We start from the raw sequence: 15822 nt of genomic DNA, 5'->3' as shown, positions 1-15822 counted from the left end.
ACACATGAAGCACGGCAGAAAGCTCGCCGCAGCCACGACCGGCCTGATTCTGGCTGGTTCGGCAGCGATGACCGGCACCCCGGCGTCGGCAGCGACCAACATGAAGGGCGGACCGCTCCCTGCGGGCACCACCGCCATCAACATCCTCAACCTCAACGACTTCCACGGTCGCATCGACACCGATGGCAAGGGCACGTTGGGCAAGAACTTCGCCTGCACGATCCTCACGCAGCGTGAGCAGCTCGGCGCGGCCAACACCCTCACCCTCGGTGCGGGCGACCTCATCGGCGCCTCGCCGTTCACGTCCGCCGTGCAGGACGATGCGCCGACGATCGACTACCTCAACGCGCTCGGCATGAATGCCTCCTCCGTGGGCAACCACGAGTTCGACGCCGGCTACGACGACCTCACGCAGCGCGTCGAGCCCCGTGCCGACTACGAGTACCTCGGTGCCAACGTCCTGATCAAGGGCACGCAGACCCCAGCCCTCAAGACGCACGAGATCTACGACGTCGCGGGCGTTCGCGTCGGCGTCATCGGTGCCGTCACCAAGGACACCCCGAGCCTGGTCGCCGGCACCGGCGTCGCGAACCTCGACTTCATCGACCCGGTCGACGGCGTCAACCGCGTGGCCAACGAGCTCACCGACGGCAACGAGGCCAACGGTGAGGCCGACGTCCTCATCGCTGAGTACCACGAGGGCGGCCCCTACTCCTCGACGACGGGCACGCTCGCCGACCAGCTGGCCGTTCCGGTCTTCGCGCACCTCGTCAACGACACCTCGGCCAAGGTCGCCGCGATCCTCCAGGGTCACACGCACCAGGCCTATGTCTATGACGTGCAGATCCCGGGCGAAGCGGCTGGTTCGACCCGTCCGGTGCTCCAGACCGGCAACTACGCCGCAGCCGTCGGCAAGGTCCAGCTCGGCTACGACCCGGCGACCAAGAAGGTCACCGGCTACAACGCGGCCAACGTCCCGGCCGTCGCCCCGTCGCCCGCGTGCCTCACCAACGCGACCTACCAGTCGGCGGCCAAGGTCATCGACGACGCCATCGCGTTTGCCGCCCCGATCGCCGCCCAGCCGGTCGGCAAGATCACGGCCGACATCCTGCGAGACGGTGCCGATGACCGCAAGCGCGAGTCGGCCCTGTCCAACCTCGTCGCCCAGCAGTACGTCGACGTCGTCAACGCTCCGGGCCGCGACATGGGCGCCGACATCGGTGTCATGAACCCGGGTGGCGTCCGCGCCGACCTGCTCTACGGCACCGACGGCACCGTGACCTTCGCGCAGGCCGCCACGGTCCTGCCGTTCGGCAACACCGTCAAGACGGCTGACTACACCGGCGCACAGTTCAAGCAGATCCTCGAGGAGCAGTGGCAGCCGGCTGGCGTGTCCCGTCCGTTCCTCGCCATGGGGCTCTCGAAGAACGTGACCTACACCTATGACCCGACCCGGGCCCAGGGCTCACGGATCACGGGAATCTTCGTGGGCGGTGCTCCGATCGACCCGGCGAAGGTCTACACGATCGCCTCGGCGTCGTTCCTCATCACCAACACGGGTGTCGCGCCGGACAACTTCGGCACGTTCCTCAAGGGCACGAACTACCGCGACTCGGGTCTGGTCGACCAGAACGCGTTCGTCGACTGGTTCAAGGCCAACAGCCCGGTCACGCCGAGCCCGGTCCAGCACGGTGTCGCCATCCTCAACGCTCCGACGGCGATCAACTACGGCAAGACGACGACGTTCCGCGTCGAGGGCGTCGACCTCTCGTCCAACGGGAAGGTGAAGAACACCTCGGTGCTCGTCTCGATCGACGGTCGCACCGCCACGACCGCCAAGGTCAGCTCGGTCCGCGTCGAGGGTGTGCCGTCGCGTGACGGTGTCGCCGACGTGGCCTTCAAGCTCATCGGCAAGATCCTCCCGGATGACTCGCCGCGCACGGTCTACATCAAGATCGTCGCAGCGCCGTCGGGCACGACCGCGTGGGTCCCCGTGCAGGTCAAGGGCTGACGCTCCACCCAGTTCGCACTCTCAAGCACCCCCTGCGCCGTTGCGGCGCAGGGGGTGCTTGGCTTTGCGGGTGAGCGACGCGGCGGAGTTCGAGCAGGACGGCGACGTCACGTGGATTCGCATCGGTGAGCACCCCCAGTCGGCGGTGTCGCTCAGCGACCCCGAACTGCTCGTCTTCGAGTACGTCCAGCACCTCGCGCTCTGCATCGACGCCGTCTTTGCGCGGCCGGCGCCGTTGCGCGTCACGCATGTCGGTGGGGCCGGGCTGACGTTGGCGCGGTGGGTGCATGCGACTCGGCCGGGGTCACCACAGATCGTGCTCGAGCCGGACGTCGCCCTGACCGAGTCGGTGCGCCGCGAGCTGCCCCTGCCGCGTGGTCACCGGATCCGGGTGCGGCCGTTGCGCGGCGAAGAGGGTGTTGCCGGACTGGCCTCTGCCAGTGCGGATCTCGTCATTCTTGATGCGTATGTCGACGGGCAGGTCCCCAGCGGACTCACCACCGTGGAGTGGCTGGGCGAGGTTGCGCGAGTTCTCGCGCCGGGAGGTCTGTTCCTCGCGAACCTTGGCGATCGTCCAGGGCTCCGGTATGCCGCGCGCGTCGCCTCGGGTGCCCGGGCCGCGTTGGGCCCGGGTGCGCAGACGGCCTACGTCGGGTTGCACCAGGTCCTGAAGAGCAAGGGTTTCGGCAACGTGGTGCTGGCGGCGACGCGCGACCCGTTGCCGCTGTTCGACATGCGCCGGGCGACCGCGCGGCTCGCGCTTCCCACCGGCGTGGTCCCCCCGAACGACGTGATCTCACGTGGCGCCAACGCCGCTCCGTTCAGCGCCGCCGCGGGCGACACCGCCGACTCCCCCGCCCCACCCACCTGACACTGCGCGCTCCTCGCGTGCGTCAGGCCGCCTCGGCCTCGCGGGCGGCCCTGGCCTCACGGGCTGCGGCGACCTTGGCCTGACGACGGCGCTCCAGTCGCATCTGGGGGTCGTCACCCGCTCCGAGCTGCGCCGGACCGAAGACCTCCCACATCGCCATCTGGATGCGGTAGCCGAGCCGGTAGCCCAGCGACAGTCCCTCGTTCTCCGGCTTCCCCATCAGCGACCTTTCTTTGTGCACTCATAGTTTGTGCACTCACAATATCAGCCAAGCCACGTAGGATCGCCCCCATGACGACGTCGAAGACCAGCCCCGTGTCTGCGGGAACCGATCTGCTGGCTCTCGACCGCCAGGTTTGCTACGCCCTGTCCGTGGCGTCCCGCAACGTCATCGCGCTCTACAAACCACTACTCGAGCCGATGGGGCTGACCCACCCGCAGTACCTCGTCATGCTCGCTCTCTGGGAGGAGACGCCCCTCAAGGTGAGCGAGCTCGGGCGCCGCGTCAGCCTCGAGCCGGGCACCCTGTCACCGCTCCTCAAGCGCCTCGAGTCCAGCGGGCTCATCACCCGCGGGCGCGATCCTCGCGACGAGCGCGCGCTGGCCGTCTCGCTCACCCCCAGCGGCACTCGGCTCAGGAGCCGCGCCGAGCAGGTGCCACCCGCGATCATCAAGCGCCTCGGCTGGGAGATCGGGGACCTCGAGGAGCTGCGTGCCGGGCTCACCCGCCTCATCGCCGCGGCGCGGTCCTGACCCGGGCCGCACCCGGGCACCCGCTCCCATCCTTCCGGGCGGTCAGCTCGGTCGCCGGAAGTCCTCCGGCGACCAGTCTCGCGAGTAGTCCTTGGCGCCCTCGTGACCCGTGCTGTCCGACGAGCCAGGTGATGCCTGCACGGGAGCCGGGACGCTCACGGCCTCCTGCTCAACCGACACCTCGCGATCGTCGCGCACGTCGTCGCCGGGCTCGTCATTGGTGGCGTCATTGGCGGCGTCGTCTGTGCCGTCAGCGGCTGGCTCGAGGCGCAGCCACCAGAGGGTCGCGGCGGTGAGGATCAGGAGCGAGGCCGCGAGGGCCGTCAGGTTGCCAGCGGTCAACTCGAATGGTGACGGAGGGCCGAACGGCTGGTCGCTCATCGGGGCGGGGCCAGCAAGGACATAGAGGTTGGCGAGGGCGAACAGGACAACGACGACCAGCGTGAGGAGGCCGGCGCCCAGGACCTCCCACCGAAGCCGTCGGACCTGCGCCGGCGACGGGTGCCTGTGCAGGGTCGCGACGGCCGCAGCGGCCAGCGCGGACGACACCACGAGCGGAATGCCCACCTGCCGATAGGAGAGATCCTGTAGGACCATCTGGAGCCGTTGCTCGAGCGCAGGGGAGCCAGTGGAGGTCTCCCCCTGCGGTCCGTAGACCACAGCGGCGGAGTCCCACGCGAACCGCATGACCAGCCCGACCCCGACCAGACTCAGCACCGACGCGCCAGCCAGCAGCCGGGTGGTCAGGGTGGAGAGACGCGCCTCCGACATTGCCCGCACTGGCACCCCCTGCATCGAGTCCGGAATCTCTGCTCAACCTATGTGTCACAGGCTAGGCGCGCATTCGGTGGGCGGTGGGGAGTTCGGATCAGCCGGTGTAGGTGCGGGCGTTGCGGAACATGCGCATCCACGGGGAGACCTCTTCGACGCGACCGCTGGTCCACGACATCTGCGCGTTGCGCTGGACCCGCTCGGGGTGCGGCATCATCGCGGTGAACCTTCCGTCCGTCGTGGTCACCGAGGTGAGCCCGTCCGGGGAACCGTTGGGATTGAACGGGTATGCCGTCGCGGCGCCACCATCGTTGTTGACGAACCGGGCCACCCGCTGGACTGAGGCCTGGTCGCCCCGGGTCGAGAAGTTCGCGAAGCCCTCACCGTGGGCCACGGCGATCGGGATGCGTGAGCCAGCCATGCCTGACGTGAAGATCGACGGTGACTCGAGGACCTCGACGAGCGAGAGCCGGGCTTCGTACTGCTCGGACCGGTTGCGGGTGAACCGCGGCCACGCGTCGGCGCCGGGGATGAGGTCCGCGAGCGCAGCGAACATCTGGGCGCCGTTGCAGATACCGAGCCCGAACGTGTCGCCGCGCGAGAAGAAGGTCGAGAACTCCTCGGTGAGCCCTTCGTTGAAGAGCACCGAGCGCGCCCAGCCCTCGCCGGCGCCCAACGTGTCGCCATAGGAGAACCCGCCGCACGCCACCAAACCGACGACGTCGGACAGGGAGGCCCGACCCGTCTGGAGGTCGGTCATGTGGACGTCGAGCGTCTCGAACCCGGCGCGGTGGAACGCGTAGGCCGTCTCGATGTGGGAGTTGACGCCCTGCTCGCGCAACACAGCGACGCGAGGACGCGCACCGATGTTGAGGAACGGCGCAGCAATGTCATCGGTCGGGTCGAACGACGTCGACACGTGCAGTCCCGGGTCGTCCTCGGAGCCGAACGCCGCGTGCTCCTCGTCGGCGCACTCCGGGTTGTCACGCAGCGACGAGATCCGCCAGGAGACCTCGTCCCATGCCTGGGCAAGGTCCTGGGTGGACTCGTCGAGCGGCACCTCACCGTCGACGGACACGGTGACCCGACGCTCCGGGTGCGTTCCGCCGATGATCGACGAGAACTCGCCGACGCCAGACGCGATGAGGACCTCGCGGACCTCGCTGACCGAGTCGGCGCGCACGCCCAGCACAGCGCCAAGCTCTTCGGTGAACAGGGCCTCGACCGAGTCAACCGCGATCTCGACCCCGAGCCCACTGGCAAACGCCATCTCGCACACGGTCGCCCAGAGGCCACCGTCGGAGCGGTCGTGATAGGCCGAAACCAGCCCACGAGAACGCAACTCACCCACAGCCTCGGCAAATGCCACCAGGCGCGACGGGTCGTCGAGGTCGGGCACGGCGCCACCAAAGACGCCGGACACCTGAGCGAGCATCGAGCCCCCCAGACGATTGGCACCAGCCCCGAGGTCCACGAGCACCAGGGCCGAGTCAGGCTCGAGCTGAGGTGTGAGGGTCCCGCGCACGTCGGGCAGGGCCGCAAAGGCCGACACGACGAGCGACACCGGCGACGTCACCTGGCGGCCCTCACCCGAGGCCTGGTCCGTCCACTTCGTCCGCATCGACATCGAGTCCTTGCCGACCGGGACCGAGATCCCCAGGGCCGGGCACAACTCCATGGCCACGGCCTCGACCGTGTCGAACAGCGCAGCGTCCTCGCCGGCCTCGCCCGCCGCGGCCATCCAGTTGCACGACAGCTTGACGGCCGACAGCGCGGGCAGCGGCGCCGCCAAGAGGTTGGTCAGCGCCTCCCCGACCGCCATGCGACCGGAGGCAGGAGCGTTGACGGAAGCGAGCGGCATACGCTCCCCCGAGGCCATGGCCTCGCCCGCGAAGCCGACGTGGTCGGCCAAGGTGACCGCAACGTCCGCCACGGGAACCTGCCACGGACCGACGAGCTGGTCGCGGTGCGAGAACCCGCCCACCGTGCGGTCGCCGATGGTGATGAGGAAGCGCTTGCTCGCAACCGAGGGGTGACGAAGGACGGCGTATGCCGCGTCGCGGACATCGATGTCGCTCACGTCGAGCGAGTCAGCGGTCCAGGACACCCGGGTCGCGTCGCGGGTCATGCGCGGGGGCTTGCCGAGGAGAACCTCCATGGGCATGTCGATCGGCACGTCGTCGTCGGAGTCACCGGCCACCAACAGCTGCGCATCGTCAGCGGCGACACCGATGACGGCCAGCGGGCAACGCTCACGCGCGGCGAACGACTCGAGCAGCTCGAGCGACTCCGGCGCGATCGCCATGACATAGCGCTCCTGGCTCTCGTTGACCCAGATCTCCTTGGGTGCGAGACCGGACTCCTCGAGCTGGATCGCGGACAGGTCGAAGCGCGCGCCGAGCCCAGCGTCGTTGACGAGCTCGGGGAAGGCGTTGGACAGCCCGCCCGCACCGACGTCGTGGATCGCGAGCACGGGGTTGTCGGCGCCGAGGGACCAGCAGTGGTTGATGACCTCCTGCGCGCGGCGCTCCATCTCGGGGTTGCCACGCTGCACGGAGTTGAAGTCGAGGTCAGCAGCGTTGGTACCAGCGGCCATCGACGACGCGGCGCCACCGCCCATGCCGATGCGCATGCCCGGTCCACCGATCTGGACGAGCAGGGTGCCGGCGGGGAAGAGGACCTTCTCGGTCTGGTCGGCGCTGATCGAGCCGAGGCCACCGGCGCTCATGATCGGCTTGTGATAGCCGCGGCGCACGCCGTCGACGGTCTGCTCATAGACCCGGAAGAAGCCGCCGAGCCCCGGCCGGCCGAACTCGTTGTTGAACGCCGCCGCACCGATCGGGCCGTCGACCATGATCTCGAGGGGGGTCGCGATGTGGTCGGGCGAGCCGTAGACCTCGGACTCCCACGGCTCGTTGGTCCCGGGGAGATGGAGGTTCGAGACGACGAACCCGGTGAGCCCCGCCTTGGGTGCCGAACCCCGACCCGTCGCACCCTCGTCGCGGATCTCGCCACCGGCGCCGGTCGCGGCCCCCGGGAAGGGTGAGATCGCGGTCGGGTGGTTGTGCGTCTCGACCTTCATGAGGACGTGGACGTCCTCCTCGCGAGCGGCGTAGGCCGTCGGGCCGTCACCGCGCCCGGGCAGCCAGCGCTCGATCCGCCCGCCTTCCATGACGCTGGCGTTGTCCTTGTAGGCCACGATCGTGCCCGCGCCGGCAACTTTCTCGGTGTGCCGGATCATCCCGAAGAGGCTGCGCACCTGCGGCTCGCCGTCGACGATGAAGTCGGCATTGAAGATCTTGTGCCGACAGTGCTCGGAGTTGGCCTGCGCGAACATCATCAGCTCGACGTCGGTGGGGTTGCGCTGCAGTCCGGTGAACGCTGCCGCCAGATAGTCGATCTCGTCGTCCGACAAGGCCAGCCCGTATGCCGTGTTCGCACCTTCCAGCGCTTCGCGCCCTCCGCCGAGGACGTCGACGTGCTCCATCGGCTCGGCCTCGCGCTCCTCGAAGAGAGCGGCGGCGGCCTCACGCAGGGGCAGCGCGGTCTCGGTCATCCGGTCATGGAGGACGGCTGCGATCGCGCCCCACTGCTCTGCGTCGGACTCACTGCTGGTCAGCTCGACGCCCTCGACGACGAACTCCGTGACCCGCTCGACGCGTCGGATGTCGATGCCGCAGTTGTGCGCGATGTCGGTGGCCTTGCTCGCCCAGGGCGAGATGGTGCCCAGGCGCGGCGCAACCACGACGAGAGTCCGCGGATCACCGGAAGGCGACTGACCGGCATACGCATCGCCGTAGGTCAGGAGGCGCTCGACCGTGGCTCGCCCAGCGTCGTCGAGGGGCGCTTCGCTCGCGACCCAGTGGACGAAGCGAGCCGTGACCCCTGCGATCGCGGGATCGACCTGTTGCAGCCTCGCGAGCAGGGCGCGGGCCCGAAAGGGTGAGAGCGCAGACCCTCCATCGACAGTGGTCAGGGCGAGGTCATGCGTCGAAACCATCACGTGGGCGATCTCCAGGGAGGTGCGGCTGGGCCGAGTCACAGGCTACTGGCCCGGCGAACAGCGTTGGTCCGCGACCTCGGCCCTCACCACCTGAGCGAGAAGGCCTGGAACACGGCGGCGGCAAGGTCTGTCTCCTTGACCTGCGGCAACACACCGATCTGGGGGCCAGGATCCTCTTCTCGAATGGTCATGACTTCGTCGAGATTGGCAACGGACTCGCGATCAAGACCTTCACCGATGCCGACGGGGAGTTCGACGCTCAAGGTCCCAGTGCGGACTTGACAAGCGAGGCGGACGGAGACCTGGGTGCTCATGCTTCGATGGCATGCCAGGTGGGCGACAGGGTGATCCACCCTCAGCGGACGAACTCGGCCCTCCAACGCGGGCTGGTGTCGGCGAGGTGGAGCTCTTCGACGGCAACCTTGGTGAGACCGTGCCGGACGAAGGACTCGATCTCCTCGCGCGTGAGCGGCCACGGCGGACCCGAACCGTCGTCGGCGGGGTCGAGCACCGCCTGGATGGCGAGCAGCGTGCCTCCGCTCGCGACCAGATCACTCACTGCCGAGATCATGCGGTCGCGGAGGTCGCGGGGCACTGCCTGGACGGTGTAGATCTCGACGACCAGGTCGAAGGCCCGGTGCCACTCACGCGGCGGATCGAGGAGGTCAGCCACCTGGTAGTCGACGCTCGAGCCCGGGTGCCTCGAGCGGGCCGTGCGGATCGCCGTCGGCGAGAGGTCGAACGCTGTCGTGGCGAACCCCAGGGCTGCGAGGTGCTCTGCCTCGGCGCCGAGTCCACAACCGACGACGAGTGCACGGAGCCCCGCGCCTGTGACGTCTCCCTCATGGGTCCAGTCCGCGAGCAGCGGCTGGGGGTCGTCGTGGTCCCACGCCATCGTCACCTCGCCGGACTCGCCTGCGGCATAGAGCTCCTCGAACCAGCCCGTCGGGTCGCCCCGCCCCACGCTCGCATTGGCCAGTCGATCAGCCTCTGCCTGCCATCCCCTCGGCTCAGTGCTCATCCTCCGACGTTAGCCCGAGCCAGGCTCGCGAGTCGGGGGTTGTGTGACGGGTCGGGGCATCCGCGACCCCCGACTCGTCACAGAAGCCCCGACTGGTGGCGGCTGGATCAGAAGGTCTTGCCGGTGAGGCGCTCGTAGGCCTCGACGTACTTCGCGCGCGTCCGCTCGACCACCTCTGCGGGCAGTGCCGGCGGCGCCTCGCCGGACGACTTGTCCCAGCCGCTCTCCGGAGACAGCAGCCACTCGCGCACGAACTCCTTGTCGAAGCTCGGCTGGGTGTGCCCGGGCTCCCACTGGTCGGCCGGCCAGAAGCGCGACGAGTCGGGCGTCAGCACTTCGTCCGCGAGGATGAGCGTCCCGTCACCATCGATGCCGAACTCGACCTTGGTGTCAGCGATGAGGATGCCCCGCTCCCCCGCGATCTCGTTGCCACGAGACAGGATTCGCGTCGTGAGGTCGCGCAGGGTCGCGGCCAGCTCGGGCCCGACCTCGGCCTCGACCGCCTCATAGGTCATCGGCTCGTCATGCTCCCCCATCGGCGCCTTCGTCGACGGCGTGAACAGTGGCGCCTCGAACCGATCTCCGTCCCGCAGCCCGCCAGGCAGGGACAACCCGCTCACGGTGCCGTCGGCGGCATACTCACGCAGTCCGCCACCGGTGAGATAGGCCCGGGCCACACACTCGACCGGCACCATGTCGAGCTTGCGCACGAGCACCGCGCGGCCGGCCACCACCTCGGGGACGTCAACGGACACGACGTGGTTGGGCACGAGGTCGGCCAGCTGGTCGAACCACCACAGCGACAGCTGCGTCAGCACCGCACCCTTGTCGGGGATCGGCGGGTCGAGGATGAAGTCGAACGCCGAGATCCGGTCCGACGCCACGAGGAGCAGCTGGTCGTCGCGGCCGTCCGGCTCATAGAGATCACGGACCTTGCCGGAGTAGACGTGGGTGAAGCCGGGGACCTCGAGGGGTGACTGCGTCGCGGGCGTCGTCATGCCGCCGATTCTGTCAGCCGCACCGACGGACGAGTCACGCCCTCGCGGCGGCTGGCCAACGCTGGGCGCCCGGACCATCGGCAGCGCGCCCATCGTCGGCGTTGTAGATCGGGCATGACGTCAACGACAGGCAGCCGCACCCGATGCAGTCGGTGAGCCCGTCGCGAACCTTGGTGAGCGCCTCGATCCGCTCCGACAGCGCGTCGTGCCAGACGGTCGAGAGCCGGGCCCAGTCACGCTTGGTCGGCGGGTGGTCCGACGGCAGGGTCGCGAGCGCCTCCCCGATCTCGGCCAGGCTTAGCCCGAACCGTTGCCCCGCGCGCACGACCGCAATCCGGCGGAGCGTATGCCGTGGATACCGGCGATGGTTCCCGGCGTTCCTCACGCTCTGGATGAGTCCGCGGTCCTCGTAGAACCGGACGGTGGGGACGGAGACGCCGCTGCGGGCAGCGACCTCACCGATGGGCAGTTCGTCGTTCTTGTCCACCACTCCAGAGTAGGGCTTGATCTCAAGTGCGCTTGAGATATGAAGATGCTCCCCATGACCTCGACGGCCGACGCCTCCACCGCGTCAACCCAGACAGAGCTCCCGCCGGACAAGCTCTTCAGCGCCAAGCACCTGCCCGTGGCGATCGGCATCATCGCCCTCGTCACCCTCGGCGCCTTCGAGAACCGCGCCACGATCAGCATCATGCCGACAGCGGCCCGCGCCCTCGACGGTCTCGCGTGGTTCGGACCGGCCAACGCCGCGTCGATGGTGACCTTCATGGTGGCCGTCGTCGTCGCCGGACGTTGGGTCGATCGCCTCGGCTCCCGGACCGTCCTGCTCACCGGACTCGCGACCTTCGCGGCCGCCCAGGTCGTCACAGCGAGTGCCCCGTCGATGGCGGTCTTCATCGCCGGGCGCGGCCTGTCGGGCATCGCCGAGGGGCTCATCGACGTCTCCACCCTCGTCTTCGCGGCCCGGGCCCTGCCCGAGCACCTGCGGGCCAAGGTCTTCGCGACCTTCGCCGCGGCCTGGATCCTGCCCAGCCTCCTCGGCCCCGGAGCAGCCGGCGCTGCCGAGGCCCTCGTGGGTTGGCGGCTCGTCTTCCTCCTGCCCACCGTGCTCCTCGTCCCTGCCGTCCTCCTGCTGCTCCCCGGGCTCCGCCGGGTCAGCGGTCCGCGCGATGCCGGCTCGGCCGCCACACCCGCGGACCCGAGCCACGAGAAGCCGCTCCTGCCCGCTCTCGGACTCGCCAGCGCCGTCGCCCTGCTCAGCATCGGCGGACCCCTCGCCTTCGACGGCGGCGACCACCGCATCGCCGGACTCGCCAGCCTTGTCGTCGGCGCCATCGCCCTCGTCGCCACGATCCGAGCGGCACTGCCAGCCGGAACGCTCACGGCAGCACCCGGCATACCCGCCGTCGTTGCTCTGCGCACGTTGCTCGTCATCGCCTTCGGCGGCATCGGCGGCTACCTGCCGCTCATGCTCGACGTCACCCACGACGTCGGGCCGGCCCTCGCCGGGATCAGCCTGAGCGTCACGGGCGTGTTCTGGGCGGCGGGCTCGGCCATCCACAGCCTCGATGCGGTGCAGCGCCGGTTCGACGCCGCCGCTCGCGTCCGTCTCGGCCTCTCCCTCATCGCCATCGGCGGGATCGGCCCCATCCTGCTCTCGCTCGAGATCGTCGACCTCGTCCCCGGACTCATGGGCTGGGCTCTCGCCGCCACGGGCATGGGTCTGTCGTCACCGAGCCTGTCCACCGAGATCTTCACCCTCGCCCCGGAGCACGAGCAGGGGCAGGCCACGGCGGCGAGCCAGATCGGCGCCAGCCTCGGCAGCGCCCTCACGACAGCCGGCGGTGGAGCCCTCATCGCGGCCCGTCACGACACCCTCGACGGGGCCGTCTTCGCCCTACTCATGGGTATCTCCCTGGGCGCCGCCGTGATTGCCCTCACGCTCACGCACAGGATGCGTCCGTAGAAGATTTCCGGGCACGGACGTGGGTGCCGCAACCCCCTGTCGGACTGGCACACTCCCTCCCATGCTCAAGTCCCGCGACCTCGCGCTCATCGCCATCTTCACCGGCGTCATCGCCGCCCTGGGCCTCATCCCGGCCATCGCCCCGTTCGGCGGCTCCGTGCCGATCACCGCGCAGTCGATGGGCATCATGCTCGCCGGCGCGATCCTCGGATCGAAGCGCGGCGCCCTGTCGGTCCTGCTCTTCCTCGCGCTCGTCGCGATCGGCCTGCCGCTCCTCTCGGGCGGCCGCGGCGGCCTCGGCGTCTTCGCCGGCCCGAGCGTCGGCTACCTCGTCGGCTTCCCCGTCGCGGCGTTCCTCGTCGGCCTGCTCACCGAGAAGGTCGGCCGCCCCTACAAGCTGACCCTCGGCGTGATGGCCAACATCCTGGGCGGCGTCATCGTGCTCAACATCATTGGCATCATCGGCATGGCGATCATGCTCGACGTCTCGCTGGTCAAGGCCACGACGCTGGCTGCGGTCTTCATGCCCGGCGACGTCGTCAAGGCCGTCATCACCGCGTTCGTCGCGGCGGGCGTCCACTCCGCCTACCCCGGCCTCATCCCGGCGCGCGCCCCGCGGACGGCGCCGGCCGACCGCGTCGCCGTCTGACCCAGGAATGCCACAGATCCGCGTCGCGTCCGTCAGCCACTCATTCGGCGACGGAGCGGCGCGGCGGCCCGTCCTGGTCGACCTCGACGTCACTCTCACCGAGCCACGCATCGGCATCGTCGGGGCCAACGGCTCGGGCAAGTCCACCTTCGTCCGCCTCCTCAACGGCCTCGTCCACCCCGACTCGGGCGCCGTGACGATCGACGGGCTCGACACCGTGCGCGACGGACGTGAGGTCCGACGCCGCGTGGGTTTCTGCTTCACCGACCCCGACGCGCAGATCGTCATGCCGACCGTCGGCGAGGACATCGCCTTCGGGCTGCGTCGTCGCGGTCTCTCCAAGGACGAGATGCGCGCCCGCACGCAGGCAGCGCTCACGGCATACGGGCTCGATGGTCACGCCGACCACCCCGCCCACCTGCTCTCCGGCGGGCAGAAGCAGCTCCTCGCGCTCGCCAGCGTCCTCGTCACCGAACCCGACCTGCTCGTCCTCGACGAACCCACGACCCTGCTCGATCTCCGCAACGCCGCCATGGTCCGCCGGGTCGTCGACGGCCTGCCGCAACAGGTCGTCCTCGTCACCCACCACCTCGACCTCCTCGACGGCTTCGACCGTGTGCTCGTCTTCGACGACGGCCGGATCGTCCACGACGGAGCGCCCGCCGGGGCCGTGGCGGCCTACCGCACGCTCGCCACTCGCTGATGGCTCAGGCCGTCCCGCTCTTCCACCCCGGCACGTCCGTCGTGCACCGCCTCGGCGCCGGGACGAAACTCCTCGTGCTGTTGGCCTCCGGCATCGCCCTGGCGATCTGGCGCTCACCGTGGCAGGTCGGGCTCGCCCTTGCGCTCGTTCTTGTCGGGTATGCCGTCGCGCGCCTGCCGCTTCGCGCTCTCCTTCGTCAGGTGAAGCAGTTGGCGTGGATTGCCGTGCCGTTGTTGGTGATCCAGTGGATCTTCGCGTCGTGGCAGGCGGGGGTCGGGGTCGTGGGTTCGTTCGTGTCGCTCGTCCTGCTCGCCGGGCTCGTGACACTGACGACACGCACCACGGCCATGGTCGACATCGTCGTCCGCATGAGTGGGTGGCTGCGGCGGTTCGGCGTCGACCCTGAACGAGTCGGGCTGATGCTCGCTCTCGGGATCCGGTCTGTGCACGTCGTCATCGGGCTCGCCGAGGAGGTCCGTGAGGCCCAGCACGCGCGAGGGCTGCGGGCGAGCCCGCGGGCGTTCGCCGTTCCGCTCATCGTCCGGTCGTTGCGTCATGCCGACCGCCTGGGCGAGGCCCTGACCGCGCGAGGCGTCGACGACTGAACTCCAGGGAGGAGCCGGTCAGACGATGCAGAACTCGTTGCCTTCGGGGTCCTCCATGATGAGGTGATCGAGCCGCTCGTCGACGCGGCTCTCACCCTGCCGCCGGGCGCCGTGGGCCACGAGATCCGCCTCGGTGGCGAGGATCCGGGACTCGCGCAGTGGCTGCTCGACATCGCGTCCACCACTCACCTTGACGTCGAGATGGACGCGGTTCTTGATGGTTTTGGCCTCGGGCACCCTGAGGAAGCTGATGGAGGGCCCATCCCCCGAGGCCGCGCGGATCGTGGCCCCGTCACCCCACTCCTCCTCGGGCACGTCGTGGTCGGTCAGGAAGCTCGCCCAGTCCGCCCATCCCGACGGAGGCGGCGACTCGACGTAGCCCAGCGCGTGGCGCCAGAACGCGGCCACCACCTGAGCGTCGTGGCAGTCGAAGGTGATGCCCAGCCCCGGAGTCCGATCCATCTGGCCAAACTAGCGAGCAGCACCGACACCCATAGTGTTGTGGCCATGGACTTCCGGATCTTCACCGAGCCACAGCAGGGCGCCACCTACGACGACCTGCTCGCTGTCGCGCGCACGACCGAGGACGCGGGGTTCGATGGGTTCTTCAGGTCGGACCACTTCCTGCACATGAGCGGTGACGGCGCCCCTGGCCCGACCGATGCCTGGATCACGCTCGCCGGCCTGGCCCGCGACACCTCTCGGATCCGCCTCGGCACCCTCGTCACGGCAGCCACCTTCCGCCTCCCGGCACCGCTCGCCATCCAGGTCGCGGGCGTCGACCAGATGTCCGGTGGTCGAGTCGAGATGGGACTCGGTGCGGGGTGGTTCGAAGCCGAGCACACGGCATACGGGATTCCTTTTCCTGACGTGAAGGAACGCTTCGACCGGTTCGAGGAGCAGCTGGCCGTCATCACGGGGCTGTGGACGACACCTCGGGGCGAGACCTTCGACCACGACGGCTCGCACTACCCCATCGTCGACGCACCTGGTCTCGGTGCGCCCGATCACCGCGGTGGCATCCCGATCATCATCGGGGGCACCGGCAAGCGCCGCACTCCGGAGCTCGCGGCCCGCTACGCCAGCGAGTTCAACTCCGTCTTCCGGCCCGCCGACGAGACCCGCGACCTCTACGCCCGGGTCCGCGCCGCCTGCGAGGACCGGCACCGCGACCCCGACGAGCTCACCCTCTCTGCCGCCAACGTCGTCTGCCTCGGCAACGACGATGCCACTCTGCGCCGTCGCGCCGAGGCGATCTCGCGCGACGTCGATGAGCTGCGCGCCAGCGGTTTTGCTGGCTCGAGCGACGAGATCGTCGACAAGATCGGCCGGTTCACCGAGGTCGGAACGACCCGCTTCTACCTCCAGGTTCTCGACCTCGGAGACCTCGACCACATCGAGGAGTTCGCGGCCACCGTCGTGCCGCAGCTGCCCTGACCAGCGAAGTGCCCCGCCCCTCGACGCTGAGGGG

General features: G+C 69.3%; 16 protein-coding genes. 8 read left to right on the top strand and 8 right to left on the bottom strand.

Annotated elements, in window-relative coordinates:
• The first annotated feature begins 4 nt into the window (after positions 1 to 4).
• Positions 5 to 2011: a bifunctional UDP-sugar hydrolase/5'-nucleotidase gene (locus JNB_RS15445; protein ID WP_009777444.1), complete on the top strand. Its 2007-nt coding sequence runs from the start codon at positions 5 to 7 to the stop codon at positions 2009 to 2011.
• Between the two features lie 70 nt (positions 2012 to 2081).
• Positions 2082 to 2882, top strand: coding sequence for a spermidine synthase (locus tag JNB_RS15440; RefSeq protein ID WP_009777443.1), 801 nt, complete (start codon positions 2082 to 2084; stop codon positions 2880 to 2882).
• A gap of 22 nt (positions 2883 to 2904) precedes the next feature.
• On the opposite strand, the gene JNB_RS15435 is transcribed toward JNB_RS15440, so the two are convergent.
• Complete coding sequence (locus JNB_RS15435) at positions 2905 to 3102, bottom strand: hypothetical protein (RefSeq protein WP_009777442.1); 198 nt, start codon at positions 3100 to 3102, stop codon at positions 2905 to 2907.
• A 71-nt stretch (positions 3103 to 3173) separates the two neighbouring features.
• Here JNB_RS15435 and JNB_RS15430 point away from each other — a divergent pair, with 71 nt between their 5' ends.
• Positions 3174 to 3635: a MarR family winged helix-turn-helix transcriptional regulator gene (locus JNB_RS15430; protein WP_009777441.1), complete on the top strand. Its 462-nt coding sequence runs from the start codon at positions 3174 to 3176 to the stop codon at positions 3633 to 3635.
• A 42-nt stretch (positions 3636 to 3677) separates the two neighbouring features.
• Here the strand turns inward: JNB_RS15430 and JNB_RS15425 are convergent, their stop codons facing one another.
• The 6 genes from JNB_RS15425 to soxR all read right to left on the bottom strand — a co-directional run bounded on the left by JNB_RS15425 (position 3678) and on the right by soxR (position 10915).
• Complete coding sequence (locus tag JNB_RS15425) at positions 3678 to 4406, bottom strand: hypothetical protein (RefSeq protein ID WP_009777440.1); 729 nt, start codon at positions 4404 to 4406, stop codon at positions 3678 to 3680.
• A gap of 97 nt (positions 4407 to 4503) precedes the next feature.
• On the bottom strand, positions 4504 to 8406 hold the full coding sequence (purL, locus tag JNB_RS15420; protein ID WP_040885019.1) for a phosphoribosylformylglycinamidine synthase: 3903 nt from the start codon (positions 8404 to 8406) through the stop codon (positions 4504 to 4506).
• An 86-nt stretch (positions 8407 to 8492) separates the two neighbouring features.
• Positions 8493 to 8723 (bottom strand): hypothetical protein, encoded by a 231-nt coding sequence (locus JNB_RS15415; RefSeq protein ID WP_009777438.1) that lies wholly within the window; start codon positions 8721 to 8723, stop codon positions 8493 to 8495.
• A 41-nt stretch (positions 8724 to 8764) separates the two neighbouring features.
• Positions 8765 to 9430, bottom strand: coding sequence for a bifunctional 2-polyprenyl-6-hydroxyphenol methylase/3-demethylubiquinol 3-O-methyltransferase UbiG (locus JNB_RS15410; RefSeq protein WP_050766633.1), 666 nt, complete (start codon positions 9428 to 9430; stop codon positions 8765 to 8767).
• A gap of 107 nt (positions 9431 to 9537) precedes the next feature.
• Positions 9538 to 10428, bottom strand: coding sequence for a phosphoribosylaminoimidazolesuccinocarboxamide synthase (locus JNB_RS15405; RefSeq protein WP_040885014.1), 891 nt, complete (start codon positions 10426 to 10428; stop codon positions 9538 to 9540).
• 34 nt (positions 10429 to 10462) lie between these two features.
• Positions 10463 to 10915: a redox-sensitive transcriptional activator SoxR gene (soxR, locus tag JNB_RS15400; RefSeq protein ID WP_009777435.1), complete on the bottom strand. Its 453-nt coding sequence runs from the start codon at positions 10913 to 10915 to the stop codon at positions 10463 to 10465.
• 54 nt (positions 10916 to 10969) lie between these two features.
• Here soxR and JNB_RS15395 point away from each other — a divergent pair, with 54 nt between their 5' ends.
• The 4 genes from JNB_RS15395 to JNB_RS15380 all read left to right on the top strand — a co-directional run bounded on the left by JNB_RS15395 (position 10970) and on the right by JNB_RS15380 (position 14351).
• Positions 10970 to 12394 (top strand): MFS transporter, encoded by a 1425-nt coding sequence (locus JNB_RS15395; RefSeq protein WP_050766724.1) that lies wholly within the window; start codon positions 10970 to 10972, stop codon positions 12392 to 12394.
• Positions 12395 to 12455: 61 nt separating this feature from the next.
• Positions 12456 to 13043, top strand: a complete 588-nt coding sequence (locus JNB_RS15390; RefSeq protein WP_009777433.1) for a biotin transporter BioY — start codon at positions 12456 to 12458, stop codon at positions 13041 to 13043.
• Between the two features lie 7 nt (positions 13044 to 13050).
• Positions 13051 to 13746, top strand: coding sequence for an energy-coupling factor ABC transporter ATP-binding protein (locus JNB_RS15385; protein WP_009777432.1), 696 nt, complete (start codon positions 13051 to 13053; stop codon positions 13744 to 13746).
• Positions 13746 to 14351, top strand: a complete 606-nt coding sequence (locus tag JNB_RS15380) for an energy-coupling factor transporter transmembrane protein EcfT (RefSeq protein WP_009777431.1) — start codon at positions 13746 to 13748, stop codon at positions 14349 to 14351. The genes JNB_RS15385 and JNB_RS15380 overlap by 1 nt, the downstream gene beginning before the upstream one ends.
• Positions 14352 to 14369: 18 nt before the next feature.
• On the opposite strand, the gene JNB_RS15375 is transcribed toward JNB_RS15380, so the two are convergent.
• Positions 14370 to 14813: a VOC family protein gene (locus JNB_RS15375; protein ID WP_009777430.1), complete on the bottom strand. Its 444-nt coding sequence runs from the start codon at positions 14811 to 14813 to the stop codon at positions 14370 to 14372.
• A gap of 45 nt (positions 14814 to 14858) precedes the next feature.
• On the opposite strand from JNB_RS15375, the gene JNB_RS15370 reads away from it, so the two are divergent.
• Entirely contained in the window at positions 14859 to 15788 is a 930-nt protein-coding gene (locus JNB_RS15370) for an LLM class F420-dependent oxidoreductase (RefSeq protein WP_009777429.1), read from the top strand.
• The last annotated feature ends 34 nt before the right edge of the window (positions 15789 to 15822 follow it).

Origin of the sequence: Janibacter sp. HTCC2649 (assembly GCF_000152705.1) — a bacterium.
Lineage (GTDB): Bacteria > Actinomycetota > Actinomycetes > Actinomycetales > Dermatophilaceae > Knoellia.
The sequence above is the reverse complement of the archived record's forward strand: the minus strand, read 5'-3'. Positions and strand labels throughout refer to the sequence as shown.

Coding starts and splice junctions, on each gene's coding strand:
- JNB_RS15410 (WP_050766633.1), bottom strand. CDS start 9,430: ATGAGCACTGAGCCGAGGGGATGGCAGGCAGAGGCTGATCGACTGGCC.
- JNB_RS15375 (WP_009777430.1), bottom strand. CDS start 14,813: ATGGATCGGACTCCGGGGCTGGGCATCACCTTCGACTGCCACGACGCT.
- JNB_RS15395 (WP_050766724.1), top strand. CDS start 10,970: ATGACCTCGACGGCCGACGCCTCCACCGCGTCAACCCAGACAGAGCTC.
- JNB_RS15390 (WP_009777433.1), top strand. CDS start 12,456: ATGCTCAAGTCCCGCGACCTCGCGCTCATCGCCATCTTCACCGGCGTC.
- JNB_RS15435 (WP_009777442.1), bottom strand. CDS start 3,102: ATGGGGAAGCCGGAGAACGAGGGACTGTCGCTGGGCTACCGGCTCGGC.
- JNB_RS15445 (WP_009777444.1), top strand. CDS start 5: ATGAAGCACGGCAGAAAGCTCGCCGCAGCCACGACCGGCCTGATTCTG.
- JNB_RS15430 (WP_009777441.1), top strand. CDS start 3,174: ATGACGACGTCGAAGACCAGCCCCGTGTCTGCGGGAACCGATCTGCTG.
- JNB_RS15370 (WP_009777429.1), top strand. CDS start 14,859: ATGGACTTCCGGATCTTCACCGAGCCACAGCAGGGCGCCACCTACGAC.
- JNB_RS15425 (WP_009777440.1), bottom strand. CDS start 4,406: ATGTCGGAGGCGCGTCTCTCCACCCTGACCACCCGGCTGCTGGCTGGC.
- JNB_RS15380 (WP_009777431.1), top strand. CDS start 13,746: ATGGCTCAGGCCGTCCCGCTCTTCCACCCCGGCACGTCCGTCGTGCAC.
- JNB_RS15385 (WP_009777432.1), top strand. CDS start 13,051: ATGCCACAGATCCGCGTCGCGTCCGTCAGCCACTCATTCGGCGACGGA.
- JNB_RS15405 (WP_040885014.1), bottom strand. CDS start 10,428: ATGACGACGCCCGCGACGCAGTCACCCCTCGAGGTCCCCGGCTTCACC.
- purL (WP_040885019.1), bottom strand. CDS start 8,406: ATGGTTTCGACGCATGACCTCGCCCTGACCACTGTCGATGGAGGGTCT.
- JNB_RS15415 (WP_009777438.1), bottom strand. CDS start 8,723: ATGAGCACCCAGGTCTCCGTCCGCCTCGCTTGTCAAGTCCGCACTGGG.